The 13277-nt window shown below is 68.5% G+C and carries 14 protein-coding genes and 1 tRNA gene; 5 read left to right on the forward strand and 10 right to left on the reverse strand.

The genetic code is table 11. The annotated features are described in order from the left end of the window. Positions 1 to 72 precede the first annotated feature (72 nt). Positions 73 to 1386 (reverse strand): ABC transporter substrate-binding protein, encoded by a 1314-nt coding sequence (locus ACYQ78_RS18355; protein ID WP_459802416.1) that lies wholly within the window; start codon positions 1384 to 1386, stop codon positions 73 to 75. Positions 1387 to 2163: 777 nt separating this feature from the next. Between ACYQ78_RS18355 and ACYQ78_RS18360 the strand changes: the two genes are divergently transcribed. Together ACYQ78_RS18360 and ACYQ78_RS18365 are read left to right on the forward strand one after the other, a co-directional pair. Further along, positions 2164 to 3537, forward strand: a complete 1374-nt coding sequence (locus ACYQ78_RS18360; protein WP_459802059.1) for a GH1 family beta-glucosidase — start codon at positions 2164 to 2166, stop codon at positions 3535 to 3537. After that, a complete protein-coding gene (locus ACYQ78_RS18365) occupies positions 3534 to 4517 on the forward strand; it encodes a LacI family DNA-binding transcriptional regulator (protein ID WP_459802060.1) in 984 nt (327 codons plus the stop codon). Before ACYQ78_RS18360 ends, ACYQ78_RS18365 begins: the two co-directional genes overlap by 4 nt. On the opposite strand, the gene ACYQ78_RS18370 is transcribed toward ACYQ78_RS18365, so the two are convergent. Next, positions 4501 to 4905 carry an SRPBCC family protein gene (locus tag ACYQ78_RS18370; RefSeq protein WP_459802061.1) on the reverse strand — a complete coding sequence of 135 codons (405 nt, stop codon included), beginning with the start codon at positions 4903 to 4905 and terminating at the stop codon, positions 4501 to 4503. The two genes, ACYQ78_RS18365 and ACYQ78_RS18370, sit on opposite strands and share 17 nt — an antisense overlap. A 17-nt stretch (positions 4906 to 4922) precedes the next feature. Next, positions 4923 to 5093 (reverse strand): MbtH family NRPS accessory protein, encoded by a 171-nt coding sequence (locus ACYQ78_RS18375; RefSeq protein ID WP_459802062.1) that lies wholly within the window; start codon positions 5091 to 5093, stop codon positions 4923 to 4925. 106 nt (positions 5094 to 5199) lie between these two features. Between ACYQ78_RS18375 and ACYQ78_RS18380 the strand changes: the two genes are divergently transcribed. Both ACYQ78_RS18380 and ACYQ78_RS18385 read left to right on the forward strand, forming a co-directional pair. Further along, positions 5200 to 6342, forward strand: a complete 1143-nt coding sequence (locus ACYQ78_RS18380; RefSeq protein WP_459802063.1) for an ROK family protein — start codon at positions 5200 to 5202, stop codon at positions 6340 to 6342. Between the two features lie 99 nt (positions 6343 to 6441). Beyond that, on the forward strand, positions 6442 to 7785 hold the full coding sequence (locus ACYQ78_RS18385) for a glycoside hydrolase family 16 protein (RefSeq protein WP_459802064.1): 1344 nt from the start codon (positions 6442 to 6444) through the stop codon (positions 7783 to 7785). On the opposite strand, the gene ACYQ78_RS18390 is transcribed toward ACYQ78_RS18385, so the two are convergent. The 3 genes from ACYQ78_RS18390 to ACYQ78_RS18400 form a co-directional block, all read right to left on the reverse strand. After that, the gene (locus ACYQ78_RS18390) at positions 7737 to 8330 is read right to left on the reverse strand and encodes a DinB family protein (protein ID WP_459802065.1); all 594 of its coding nucleotides are present in this window, start codon (positions 8328 to 8330) and stop codon (positions 7737 to 7739) included. The two genes, ACYQ78_RS18385 and ACYQ78_RS18390, sit on opposite strands and share 49 nt — an antisense overlap. Positions 8331 to 8340: 10 nt before the next feature. Further along, positions 8341 to 8907, reverse strand: coding sequence for a hypothetical protein (locus ACYQ78_RS18395; RefSeq protein ID WP_459802066.1), 567 nt, complete (start codon positions 8905 to 8907; stop codon positions 8341 to 8343). Positions 8908 to 9330: 423 nt separating this feature from the next. Continuing rightward, positions 9331 to 9738, reverse strand: coding sequence for a response regulator transcription factor (locus ACYQ78_RS18400; RefSeq protein ID WP_459802067.1), 408 nt, complete (start codon positions 9736 to 9738; stop codon positions 9331 to 9333). A gap of 122 nt (positions 9739 to 9860) precedes the next feature. Between ACYQ78_RS18400 and ACYQ78_RS18405 the strand changes: the two genes are divergently transcribed. Further along, positions 9861 to 9935 (forward strand) — tRNA-Arg (locus ACYQ78_RS18405). A gap of 71 nt (positions 9936 to 10006) precedes the next feature. On the opposite strand, the gene ACYQ78_RS18410 is transcribed toward ACYQ78_RS18405, so the two are convergent. The 4 genes from ACYQ78_RS18410 to ACYQ78_RS18425 form a co-directional block, all read right to left on the reverse strand. Next, positions 10007 to 10177, reverse strand: coding sequence for a helix-turn-helix domain-containing protein (locus ACYQ78_RS18410; RefSeq protein ID WP_459802068.1), 171 nt, complete (start codon positions 10175 to 10177; stop codon positions 10007 to 10009). Positions 10178 to 10497: 320 nt separating this feature from the next. Next, entirely contained in the window at positions 10498 to 11421 is a 924-nt protein-coding gene (locus ACYQ78_RS18415; protein ID WP_459802069.1) for a spermidine synthase, read from the reverse strand. After that, on the reverse strand, positions 11418 to 11795 hold the full coding sequence (speD, locus tag ACYQ78_RS18420) for an adenosylmethionine decarboxylase (RefSeq protein WP_459802070.1): 378 nt from the start codon (positions 11793 to 11795) through the stop codon (positions 11418 to 11420). Before speD ends, ACYQ78_RS18415 begins: the two co-directional genes overlap by 4 nt. Then, positions 11792 to 12976: a type III PLP-dependent enzyme gene (locus ACYQ78_RS18425; protein ID WP_459802071.1), complete on the reverse strand. Its 1185-nt coding sequence runs from the start codon at positions 12974 to 12976 to the stop codon at positions 11792 to 11794. Before ACYQ78_RS18425 ends, speD begins: the two co-directional genes overlap by 4 nt. Positions 12977 to 13277: the final 301 nt, after the last annotated feature.

Consider the following 13277-nt stretch of genomic DNA (forward strand, 5'->3'; position numbering starts at 1 on the left):
GGAAGGTCTCCCGGGTGCGGATGTGCCCGGCCCCGGAGCTCGTGGCTCCGGGGCCGGGCAGGGGTCCTCAGGTCAGTTCTTCGGCCAGGAGGCCTCGATGAAGTCGAGGGTCGACTTCGTGTCCTTGCCGTTGATCCAGTCGGTCATGCCCTTCCAGAAGGTGCCCGCGCCGACCGCGGCCGGCATCAGGTCGGAACCGTCGAAGCGGAAGACCGTGCTCGGGTCCTGCAGCATCTCCATGGAGAGCTTGTCGATCGGGTTGGCGGCCTTGCTCACGTCGACCTTCTTGTTGGCCGAGACGTAGGTGCCGAGCGCCATGCGGCGGTTCGGGAAGTCGCCACCGGCCAGGTAGGCCTGGACGGCCTGGACCTCGGGACGGTCGGCGAACGCGGCCACGAACTCACCGGCGCCGAGCACCGGCTTGGTCGAGGCGTCGTTGCCGGGCAGGTAGAACGCGAAGACGTCGCCGTCCTCGGCCACCTTGGTGCCCTCGGGCCAGAAGTTGGCGTAGAAGGAGGCCTGGCGGTGCAGGGCGCACTGGCCCTCGGTGATCGGCACGCCGCCCTCCTGGAAGGCGGTCGAGGCGATCGACTTCACGGGGCCGTAGCCGCCGTTGACGTACTTCTCGTTCTTCAGGATCGCGCCGACCTTGTCGACGGCGGTGACCAGCTTGGGGTCGTTGAAGGGGATGTCGTGGCCGACCCACTGGTCGTAGCCCTCGGGGCCGAGGTCGCGGAGGACGACGTCCTCGATCCAGTCGGTCGCGGGCCAGCCGGTGGCGTCGCCCGACTCGATGCCGGCGCACCAGGGCTTGATGCCGGAGGCGGCGATCGTCTCGGTCAGGGTCATCAGGTCGGCCCACGTGGTGGGGACGGTCCAGCCCTTCTCGGCGAACATCGAGGGGGAGTACCACACGAACGACTTCACGCTGGCGCCGAGCGGGGCGCCGTAGAAGACGTTGTCGACGGTGCCGTACTTGACCCAGTCGGGCGACCAGTTCTCGTTGGCCAGGCCCTTGACCTTGTCGGTGGCGGGCTTCAGCTTGCCGGCCTTGGCGAAGCGCTCAAGGAGGCCGGGCTGCGGGAAGAAGGCGATGTCCGGCGGGTTGCCCGCGTCGGCACGCACCTGGATCTGGGCCTCGAACTCGCCGGTGCCCTCATAGGAGATCTTGATGCCGGTGCAGTCGGCGAAGGGCTTCCAGGCCTGCTCGAACAGGTCGGCCTCCGCGTCGCGGATCGGGGAGTAGATGCTCACCGTCGTGCCGTCGAACTTGCCGTATTCGGTGAACGGCGCGCACTCCGCGGAGGCGGCTTCGCCACCACCGGCCGCGCTCGCGCTCGGTGCGGCGGTGTCGCCGCCGTCAGAACTCCCGCAGCCGGTGGCCACGAGTGCCAAGCCCAAACCTGCCGCGATGGCGGACAAACGGGCGGGTCGTGAGAGGAGCGACATGGACCCTTCCTCCAAAGTTCTTCCATGAACTCTCATCAGAGAGCGATTCCGGAAGCTTCACCCCGGTTACGACGGCGTGTCAATCCATGTGAGATTACGGTTACCTCATTGTGAATTGGACAGTTCCGATAATCGGGAGAGCGCTCTCTATCGACGTCGCTGCCGGTGACCGGGAGGGTGGCCGAACGTCACATTCCCGGCGATCAGCGCCCTACGCCTCATCGGAGGACACGTTATGAGGACGGTGGTGGGAGCGCGACCACGGTTGTGTTCCGATTCGGTCACCCCGCCGTGAGTACGAATTTCTCCGCATGGATAAACAAATAGATGCGGCGCTGAGGATCGATGGTTTTCGTTCCGGCGCTGCTTCCGGACGGTCCCTCCGGAACGTCGGCCGCCCGGTGGACCCCGATGATCTTGATCGCGGTGTCCCGCCGGGCGGTAGGGATCGGCGCCCTGGGCCGCCCTGGAGCGCGGCCGGAGGGGCGGGTTCCCGCCCGGCCGGGATCGCCGCCGGTGCCGGTGCGAGGGGCCGCTTTAGAGAGCGCTCTCAGGTGTCGGCCGCTAACTCGGAGTTAAGTCCGAGTCAATGGACCATCACCCGTCACCGGAGAAACGTGTGATAAACCCCTCGCGTTGACATGGGGGCCGACTTGCCGGGATGCTTGCTGAGAGCGCTCTCACAACGGGGGCCGGATGGGTGGGGGCGACAGCATGGCTGTGTCGGCGGATCTGGCCAGGGAGGCCGAGGTCCTGGAATTCCCGCAGGGGTTCGTCTGGGGCACCGCGACCGCCGCGTACCAGATCGAGGGAGCCGTCCGCGACGGGGGTCGCGGGCCGAGCATCTGGGACACGTTCAGCGCCACCCCCGGCAAGGTCTTCCAGGGGCACACCGGCGAGGTCGCCTGCGACCACTACCACCGCCACCGCGACGACGTCGCGCTGATGTCCTCGCTCGGCATGGCCGCCTACCGCTTCTCGGTCGCCTGGCCGCGCATCCAGCCCAGCGGCAGCGGCCCGGTCAACCCGCGCGGCCTCGACTTCTACGACCGCCTCGTCGACGACCTCCACGAGGCCGGCATCACCCCCTACGTCACCCTCTACCACTGGGACCTGCCACAGGCCCTGGAGGATCGCGGCGGCTGGACCAACCGCGAGACCGCCGAGCGGTTCGCCGAATACTCGGCCGCCGTCTACCGCCGCCTCGGCGACCGCATCGAGAACTGGACGACCCTGAACGAGCCGTGGTGCTCGGCCTTCCTCGGCTACGCGGCCGGCATCCACGCGCCGGGGCGTACCGACATCGGCGCCTCCTTCGCGGCGGCCCACCACCTGCTCCTCGGCCACGGGCTCGCGGTGCGGGAACTGCGCGCGCTCGGCGCGAAGCAGATCAGCATCACCCACGCCCTCTCCCCGATCCGGGGTGAGGACCCCGACGCCGTGGCGGTGCCCGACGGCATCATGAACCGGATCTTCCTCGACCCGGTGCTGCGCGGCGTCTACCCGGCCGACGTGGTCGCGCGGGCCTCCCGCTTCACCGACTGGTCGTTCGTCCACGAGGGCGACCTGGCGCTGATCGGGCAGCCGATCGACGTGCTGGGCGTCAACTACTACAACCCGACCTACACGGAACCCCGCCCCGGCGAGCCCGCCAACCCGGTCTTCCCGGGCAGCGAGGGCATCGGGTTCCCCGTTCCCGACGGTCCGAAGACCGCCATGGGCTGGCCGATCGAGGCCGCGGGCCTCACCGAACTCCTGGTGAGCCTGTCCCGCGACTACCCCGGCGTGCCGCTCATGATCACCGAGAACGGCGCCGCCTTCGACGACACGCTCATCGGGGGCCGAGTCGACGACAGGCGGCGCACCGAATTCCTCGACGCCCACTTCCGGGCCGCCCACGACGCCATCGCCCAGGGCGTCGACCTGCGCGGATACCTGGTGTGGAGCTTCCTGGACAACTACGAGTGGGCCTGGGGCTACGACAAGCGCTTCGGCCTGGTCTACATCGACTACGCCACGATGGAGCGGGTGCCCAAAGACAGCGCCAAGTGGTACTCCGAGGTGATCCGCCGGAACGGGCTGGCGTGAGCAGACCCACCCTGGAGAAGGTCGCCGCCCGGGCCGGTGTGTCCCGGGCGACGGTCTCCCGCGTCGTCAACGGCTCGACGACCGTGGCCGAGCACATCCGGGTGGCCGTGCAGCGGGCGGTCGAGGAGCTCGGCTACGTGCCGAACCAGGCGGCCCGCTCGCTGGTGACCCAGCGGGCCGACTCGATCGCGCTGGTCTTCTCCGAGCCGCCGATCCGCGTCTTCTCCGACGACCCGACGTTCGCCGGGATCATCCGCGGGGTCTCGCTGGAGGCCGACGCCGCCGACAAACAGGTCGTGCTGATGCTGGCCGGATCGTCGCGCGGCCACGAACGCGTGGAGCGGTACACGACGTCAGGTCACGTCGACGGGGTGATCGTCGCCTCGATGCACGGCGCCGACCCGCTGCCCGCCGCGCTGGCCCGCCGGGGCATCCCGGTCGTGTGCAGCGGGCGGCCCCTGACGGGTTCCTCTCTTCCGTACGTGGACATCGACAACGTCGGAGGCGCCGAGTCGGCGGTCCGGCACCTGCTCGACTCGGGCCGCAGGCGGATCGCGACCATCGCCGGGCCGCCCGACATGGTGGCCGGCATCGACCGCCTCACCGGCTACCGCACCATGCTGCGTGACTCGGGGCGGCGGTCGATCATCGCGATCGGCGACTTCACCCGCGACAGCGGCTTCGACGGCATGAACCAGCTCCTCGAAGACGACCCCGCGCTCGACGCGGTGTTCGCGGCCTCCGACATGATGGCGCTCGGCGCGCTCCAGGCGCTCCGCAAGGCCGGTCGCCGGGTGCCCGACGACGTGGCGGTGATCGGCTACGACGACATCCCGTCGGCGCCCTACGCCGACCCGCCGCTGACGACCGTCCGGCAGCCGACGCTGCGGATGGGGCGGGAGCTCGCCAAGCTGCTGCTGACCTCGGGGGAGTCGTCGGTGATCCTGCCGACCGAACTGGTGATCAGGGAGTCGGCGTAGCGCCCTCGATCGCGGTCTTCATCTCGGCGGCGCCGTAGCGCATCCGGATCTCGACCTCACCTGCGGCGGTGTCGGGCAGGATGTCGGCCGTCCAGACCAGGGTGCCGTCGGGCCGGACCTCGAACGAGGCGTGGTGGTGGACCAAAGGGGGCCGGGCGCCGTCGATCACCGCGTAGGCGAACCGGCGGGCGTCGTCGTCGAGGGAGACGATCAACTCGGTGACGACGTTGCCGTCGGGGAAGGTGAGGTAGCGGCGGCCGTCTTCGATCTTCGTGTCGGCGACCCGGCCGGGCAGCAGCCTCTCGTGGACGGCGCCGACGTCGCGGATGACGTCCCAGATGAGCTCGGGTGAAGCGGACACGGACGTCTCGACGCGGATGAAGGCCACGGGCGGACCCTACCGCTTCAGATGATCGTGCCGTCCACACCCCAGAGTGTGGCGACGCGGTCGAGGTGTTCCTGGAACACGCCGTCGACGCCGGTCGCGACCCATCCGTCGGGGATGGCGTGATCGGCCGGACAGAGGGAGTAGTTCCCCTCTCCATCCATGATGACCTTGAACGTGCGCGGGGCCATATCTGCCCCTTTCCACCGAGTGAGAGCGCTCTCTGTTCAGAAAACACCCGTTCCATGTGAACGTCAAGAGGTGTACGTTCAATCCCTGAACAAGGGAGATCATTTGATGGCCAACTCGCTGACGGCCCTTCGGGAGACCAACCGCCGCCTGATCACGGAGACGGTGCGCAAATCCGGCTCCCTCACCCAGGCCCAGCTCGCCCGCCAGACGGGCCTGTCCCCGGCGACCGTCTCGACCATCGTCAGGGAGCTGCGCGACGCCGGGCTGGTGGAGATCTCCCAGGCCGGCGGCCGTCGCCACCTCATCACCCCGGCCCGCCAGACCGGCCTCGTGGCAGGCGTCGACTTCGGGCACTCGCACCTGCGGGTGGCGCTGGCCGAGCGGTCGCACCGCGTGCTGGCCGAGGAGGCGATCCCGTTCGACATGGGCGCCAGGGCCAACGAGGGGCTGTCGGCGGCCGAACGGCTGATCATCGGACTGCTGGGGCGCGCGGGAGTGGGCCGTACCGAGATCAAGGCTGTCGGGCTCGGTTTACCGGGCCCCATCGACCCGCAGACGGGGATCATGGGGTCGAGCACCATACTGCCCGGCTGGGCCGGCGTCGATCCGGCCGCCGAGCTGGGGAAACGTCTCGGGGTGCCGGTCGTGGTCGACAACGACGCCAACCTCGGAGCCCTGGCCGAGGCCACGTGGGGCGCGGCCAAGGGGCGGGGCGAGGTGGCGTACATGAAGATCGGCACGGGGGTCGGGGCGAGCATCCTGATCAACGGACGGCTCTACCGCGGCGCGACCGGCACGGCCGGGGAGCTCGGCCACATCACGATCGACGAGAACGGGCGGCTGTGCCGCTGCGGCAACCGCGGCTGCCTGGAGACGCTCGCGGGCGGCCAGCAGCTCATCGACCTGGTCCGGCCCACTCATGGGCAGGTCACGGTGTCGCGGCTGGTCGAACTGGCCCACGGCGGCGACATCGGCTGCCGCCGGGTGATCGCCGACGCTGGGCGTCACCTGGGCGTGGCGGTGGCCAGCCTGTGCAACATCCTCAACCCGGGCCTGGTGGTGATCGGCGGCGCGCTGGCCGAGGCGGGTCCGCTGCTGATCGAGCCGATCATGACCGTGGTCGGGCGGCTGGCCATCCCGAGCGCGGCCCGCGCGGTCACCGTGGTGAAGGGTGAACTGGGGGAACGCGCGGGGGTGCTCGGAGCGCTCGCGCGTGTTCAGAGTCCGAACGTTGAGAGCGCTCTCTAGAATCTTCACTCTGGGCCTTGACCGATGTGTGAAGCCGGGCGCACAGTAGCGGAAATCGACACGCGGCGCTGCGACTTCCCACCTCTCGAAAGGTTCCTGATGGCGACCCCACGAGTCGGAAAACGCTCTCTGATCGGGTGGATAGCCGCGTTACTGACGCCGGTGCTCTGCATCGGCGTCGCCAACGCCGCCGTCCCGGCGACCCCCTCGGGCTGGACTCTGGTCTGGTCCGACGACTTCAACGGCGCGGCGAACACCCTGCCCTCGTCGGCCAACTGGATCATCGACACCGGCCACGGCTATCCGGGCGGCCCCGGCAACTGGGGCACCGGGGAGATCCAGAACTACACGTCCAGCACCAGCAACCTCAGCCTCGACGGCGGCGGCAACCTCCGCATCACCCCGATCGGCAGCGGCACCAACTGGACCTCCGCCCGCATCGAGAGCCGCCGCGCCGACTTCAAGCCCGCCGCCGGACGCATCCTGCGCATCGAAGGCCGCATCCAGATGCCCAACGTGACCGGCAACGCCGCCCTCGGCTACTGGCCCGCGTTCTGGGCCCTCGGCGCCCCCTACCGGGGCAACTACTGGAACTGGCCCGGCATCGGCGAGTTCGACATCATGGAGAACGTCAACGGGATCAACCAGGTCTGGGGCGTCCTCCACTGCGGCGTCACCCCCGGCGGCAACTGCAACGAGACCAACGGCCTCGGCGCCTTCCGCACGTGCCCCGGATCCTCCTGCCAGTCGGCGTTCCACACGTACCGATTCGAATGGGACCGCTCGATCACGCCCAATCAGTTCCGCTGGTACGTCGACGGCGTCAACTACCACACCCTCAGCCAGAACCAGTTCGACGCGACGACCTGGAACAACATGACCAGCCACGCGGGCTACTTCCTGCTGCTCAACGTGGCGATGGGCGGCGGCTTCCCCAACGGCGTCGCCGGTTTCGGCACCCCGACCGCCGCCACCGTCAGCGGCCGTCCGATGGTCGTCGACTACGTCGCCGTCTACCAGAGCGGCGCCGGCACCACCCCGCCGCCCACGGGCGGCCAGATCCAGGCCGAGTCGTACAACGCCCAGCAGGGCACCCAGCTGGAGACCACCACCGACTCGGGCGGCGGCCAGAACGTCGCCTACATCTCCAACGGCGACTGGCTGCGCTACTCGGTCAACTTCACCGGCGAGACCCAGTTCAACGCCCGGGTGGCGTCGGGCGCGGCCGGGGGAGTCAGCGGGCTCGTCCAGGTCAGGCTCGGCAGCCCGACCGGCACCGTGATCGGGCAGCTCTCGGTCGGCAACACCGGCGGCTGGCAGTCGTGGACCACCGTCCCCGCGAACATCTCGGCCGTCTCGGGCACCCAGACCGTCTACATCACCTTCAGCAGCGGTCAGCCGGCCGACTTCGTGAACCTCAACTGGTTCACGTTCTCCCGATAGAGATCACGCAGAAGCGAAACCTCCGCACTGTGGTGGACGAACTCGCGGTTCTGCCACCACACGATCCCGATGAACGGCAGCGTGGGGTCCAGCCCCGCCGGGAACTGGCTGAACCCCACGGTGTCGAGCTGGCCCTCGGTCAGCCGGTCGACGTCCTCGATCCAGCGGTCGACGATCTCCCAGAGCCGCTTCTGGGCGTCGTCGGCCGTGTGGGGGATCTCCAGGTCGTCGAAGAGCAGCCTGCGGTCACCGAACGTCCAGTCCCACCGCAGCGTGAACCCCGCAATGAGATGGGCCATCCGCCAGGCGATGCTGGTGACGGGCGGCGGAAAGGGCTCGGGGAGCGCGAAGTCGGCGATCCAGTCGCCCTTGCCGTAGACGTTCCCGTCGCCGTCGAGCCTTCTCCGGACGGTCCAGGAGTTGCCCGGCGCCGGCTCCCAGAAATATTCGTCGTCGGTCAGGCCCTCAAGGCGGGCTTTGGTGATGGTGACGGAGTTCTCCAGCTGGTCGAGGAGCAGCCCGACCCGATCGGTACGCAGATCCATGCCCCGGGCACTACCCCCGGACCGTCCACTCATGAGCGTCCAGGAACGACCGGTCACCCACCAGATAGAGCAGAACGATCTTCCTGACCTCCGCCTTGTCGGTCGTGGTGGTACTCCTGATGACGCCCTGTTCCTTGAAGTCGACCTCGTAACCGGGGGAGACCTGGACGAAATGGTGCCCGTAGACGACCAGCGCCATGAACGGGTTCTCTGGCGAGAGCGTCTCCAGGACGTCGTTGACCAGGTTCAGATCGGGGTCGTGGACGACCATGCCGTCGCCGGTGTGAAGCTGGACGTCGCGGTAGGCGCCGAGGGGTTCGCGGTTGTGGATCAGGTGGCGCTGGGGGTCGTAGCAGACCAGGTTGTGCTCCCGGGCGAACGCGAACGCGGCGTTGCCGACCTCGTCGGTCAGGTCGTCGGGGGCGATCACGAAGGCGCCGTCGACGGTGGCGCCTGGGAGGGCGGCGGCGAGTTGGCGGCTGGTGTCCGGGGGGATCTGGGCCTTGGGGTAGAGGTCTCTGGCGTCTTCCCTGGAGATGGGTTCGGGTTCGTACCAGAGGGCCAGCTCGAAGGTCATGGCATCGACGATAGGGCCAGATCATCGATGGCCAGGGCTCGTAGCGAGGGCCCGGGGCCGCAGTTCTCCTGGGGACGGGCCTCGCGTGGTCTCTTGAAACCGAATTGACCTCGCATGGCCTCTCGGGACCTGATCAACCGGGGTGGCCTCCCGGGACCGGTTGACCGAAGGGCCAAGGGGTCTCAGGTCTCCCGGGAACGGGCCTCGAGTGGCCTCCTGGGACCGGTTGAGCGAGGGGCTCGCCTGGGAACGGGCCTCGCGTGGGCTCCCACGACCGAACCGGCCGGGAACGGCCTCCTGGAACCGGTTGACCGAGGAGGCCGGGGGTCACAGGTCTTCCGGGAACTGTGACCTCCTGGAACAGGGCCGACCGAGGGTCTCGGATCTCGCGAGACCGGACCGACCTCGTGTGGCCGGAGAGTCTCAGATCTCCTGGGACCTGGATCGGCTTCGGGCCGTCGCGGCCAGGTCTCTGACGACCTGGATCAGCTCGGCCGGGTCGAAGGGCTTGGTCAGGTAGGAGTCGACGCCGATGCCGAGACCTCTGCGCTTGTCGTCCTCCTGGGCCCTGGCCGTGATCAGGACGACCTTGATGTGGGTCGTGGCCGGGTCGGTGCGCAGCTTGGTGGCGGTCTCCCACCCGTCGAGCCGCGGCATCATGACATCGAGGGTGATCACATCAGGATCGACCTCTTTGACCCGATCAAGGCAGTCTTGTCCGTCGAAGGCTGTATAGACATCAAAGCCCTCCAACGTCAGATTGACCGCGATGAGCTGCCGGATGACCTCGTCGTCGTCCACGACCAGTACGCGTCCCAAAACCTCACCCACGGGCGCGAGGCTACCCGGGAGGGGCGGGTGGCGCGGGGTTTTCGGGGGATGTGTGCCCGGGCGCGTCGGATAACGGTGTGCGAAGAGGGGCTGGAGTACTGGTAACCTGAAGTCGTTCCTGAGCCCCCTTAGCTCAGGGGATAGAGCACCGGCCTCCGGAGCCGGGAGCGCAAGTTCGAATCTTGCAGGGGGCACCACAGAACCTCATTCGAACCCTCACCACCGCTAACGGTCGTGAGGGTTTTGGTTTCCCGCCCTAGACCTCGCTTTAGGTGTCTCTCCGGTCGGCTTTCGCGACCGAGGCGCCGCAGTAGGTGGCCACCGCCTCTACGACCGGCCAGTTGGGCACCCGCTGTCCGTCGAGTGAGCGAGAGATCCAGGAGCGGTCATAGGCCGGCACCCGCGCAAGCTGGGTGTAGGTCACACCGGACTCGTCCAAGCGGGCATGGATCCATGCGATCAGGGCTGCCAAGGACCTGTCCGTAGGCTCGACCCATTGCGTGGCCGACCCATGAAGCCTCCTCGAGATAAGGAGACGCGGCCTTGTGCCGTGTCACGCCAGGATCGTGCCGCGCTGAAATCCGCGCACATGCTTTGAGGCCCGACTGATGCCCTGTTCAGACGCGTGATCATCTTTGTGTGGGGTCTTTTCGTGCGGATCGTGCGAAGACCGGAGAAGGGCCCCGGATCTGGTCCGGAGCCCTTCGGTTCAGTTCTCGGGGAGCCAGAGGACCGCGTTCACTCCCCCGACGGTCAGTGTCATGACCGGGGCGACGGGCCCCCGAAGGGGCGGCGGCGCCAGGGCTTCGGGTATTTTCCCCGGACCTCCAGCGGAGGCGTGAGGGAGGCGTCCAGGGTCGGGACGTCGATGCTGGCCGGTCGGTACGACAGCGTGCGGAGCCGCTTCGCCATCACGCCGTGCGGCTGGTCGACCTTGTCCCTGCGTCCGCTGATGAAGGCCCATTCGTGTGCCGCCGATCCGAAGTAGACGACCGTGGGGAACGCGGCGATGAAGTTGTGCCACGAGCGGCGCAGGGTGGCCTGGCGCCACATCGTCGGGCATCCGGCCTGGGTGGAGATGACGCCACCCGGGGCGAGGGCCCGCGCGCACAGGTTGAGGAACGTGGAGCTGTAGAGGCGGTCGTGCTGGGCGTCACCGCCGTCGGTCTCGTCGGGGAGGTCGACGATGATGACGTCCCAGGTCCGGCCGGCTTCGACGGCGGCCTCGACGAAGGCGTAGCCGTCTTCGTAGTGGACGTGGATCGGTCCTTCACCGGTCTCGGCGGCCTTCAGCTCCTTCTCGGTGTAGCCGTACGGCAACCGGCTCGCGCACAGCTGCACGGCCTCCTCGTCGATGTCGACGTGGTCGACCACGGTCGCGCCGCAGGCGACGAGCATCTGGCAGGCGACGCCCTCGCTCGACCCGATCACCAGGCATCGGTCCACCCTGTCGGCCAGAAGCACCGGCGGGATGGTCAGCGCCTCGTGGTAGACCTCCTGGGTCTGCTCGCTGCTCTGCCGCTCGCCGTTGGCGAAGAGGGTGATGCCGTGGGCGGTGCGGGCGAAGTCGAGCGTCTGGAACGGCGTGCTCGCGCTGTGGATGACCTCGTCGACCCGCCAGAGGCGCTCCATGCCGTCGGCGATGGGCTCGGCGACCCAGGTGGTGCCGTTGATGGTGATCATGCGGTTACCTCCGGAGACGTGTTGCCCCGGTGGATCACCTGGACGGTGACCCTGCCGGGCTGGAGCTCGTGGGTGAGCAGCTCGACCGCGATGCGCGGGTCGGACGTGCCGCAGGTGAACACGTCGACGAAGACGGCGCCGTGCTCCGGGTAGCTGTGCAGGGAGGCGTGCGACTCGGCCAGCAGGGCCAGGATCGTGACCCCCTGCGGCTCGAACCGGTGGGAGGTCATGTCCAGGATGGTCGCGCCCGACGCGACGATCGCCCGTTTGAGGGTGACCTCCAGGTGCGCGAGGTCGTCGAGGAGGCCGGGTTCGACCCCTCTGAGTTCGGCCAGCACGTGGCATCCGGCGAACTCGCCCATGGCGACCGTCATCGCTCCTCCACGCAGAACGTCGGGAGCGCGGGCAGCCCGTTGACGGCGGCGCAGGAGTAGCTGGAGGTGTACGCCCCCGCGTCGAGGATCTCCACCACGTCGCCGGGCGCCAGCGACAGGGGAAGCTCGTAGCCGGTGCGCTGGTAGAGCACGTCGTCGCCGTCGCTGGTCGGGCCGGCCAGCACGACGGGGCCGGTGGGGCCGGTCACGCCGGGGGTGCGCAGCCGGTAGGCGATGGCCTCGCGTTCCGTCTCGACCAGGCCGTTGTAGCGGCCGACGTCCAGGAACACCCAGCGCCTGAGGTCGGCGGCCCGCCCTTCCCTGACGGTCACCACCTCCGCGCGGATGATCCCGGCCGCGCCGACCATCGCCCGTCCCGGTTCCAGGACGAGTCGCGGCCGGTTGCGGCTGCCGAAGTGACGGTTCATCGAGGCGTCGACCGCCTGCCCGAACATCTCGGTCACCGACCGGTTCCCGAAGGCCGTGCTGGGCCCGTACGAGATGGGCAGGCCGCCGCCGATATTGATCATCGGTAACGTGATGCCGGCCGGTTCGAGCTGCAGCGCGATCTTCGCCGCCGCCGCGATGCCGACGTCCCAGGCGTCGGGGTTGCACTGCTGCGACCCGACGTGCCAGGTGATGCCGAGGGGGCGCAGTCCCTGGGCGTGGGCGTCGGCGAGCAGCCCGGGGGCCGCGTCGGGGTCGCATCCGAACTTGCCGCCGAACGGCATGACCGCGTCGGGCGGGCTGACGGCGATCCGGCAGAACACGTTCGACCGGGGCGCCCCCCTCGCGATGTGGGCGAGGTCGCGGGGGTTGTCGAAGGCGAAGGTGCGCACCCCGAGCCGGTAGGCCGCGGCGATGTCCGAGGCCTTCTTCACGGGGTTGCTGTAACTCAGATAGCGGCCGGGTACACCGCGGGACAGACAGCGCTCGACCTCGCCGATACTGGCGACGTCGAAGCCCGACCCGAGTTCGGCGAGGGTGGAGATGATCTCTGGTGCGGCGTTGGCCTTGACCGCGTAGAGGATGCCGGCGCGGGGGAACGCTTCGGCGAGAGCCCGGTACGCCGCGGCGACCGTGGGGAGGTCGATCAGCAGTGCGGGGCTGGGCAGGGGGTGGGTGCTGGCGTACGCACGGCTGCGGAGAATGGCCGGCTCCGACTTCGGCGACGCGCTCATGGGGTTGACTCTGGGCGGGAGTACAGGTGCAGGGGTTCCATCGGGATTTTCTCCGATTCCGAAACCAATTCAGGCAGATCCGAGAGTAGTCAAGACACTTGACACAGATAGTTAACATCTCAACAAAGCATCGGTGTTACCGTTTCGTGACCATCGGAATGCGGTCGAATCCCGTCCGAATAGAGGGATGAAACCGCAGGTCACAGCCCTGCGAAACGGCTCCTACCGGCTGTCGGCGACGGCACTTCTCTAGACACGTTCGGGATCCGCCGAGAAAGTCAAGACTGGTGCTTTTGCCGCC

It is taken from the genome of Herbidospora sp. RD11066 (assembly GCF_054661255.1).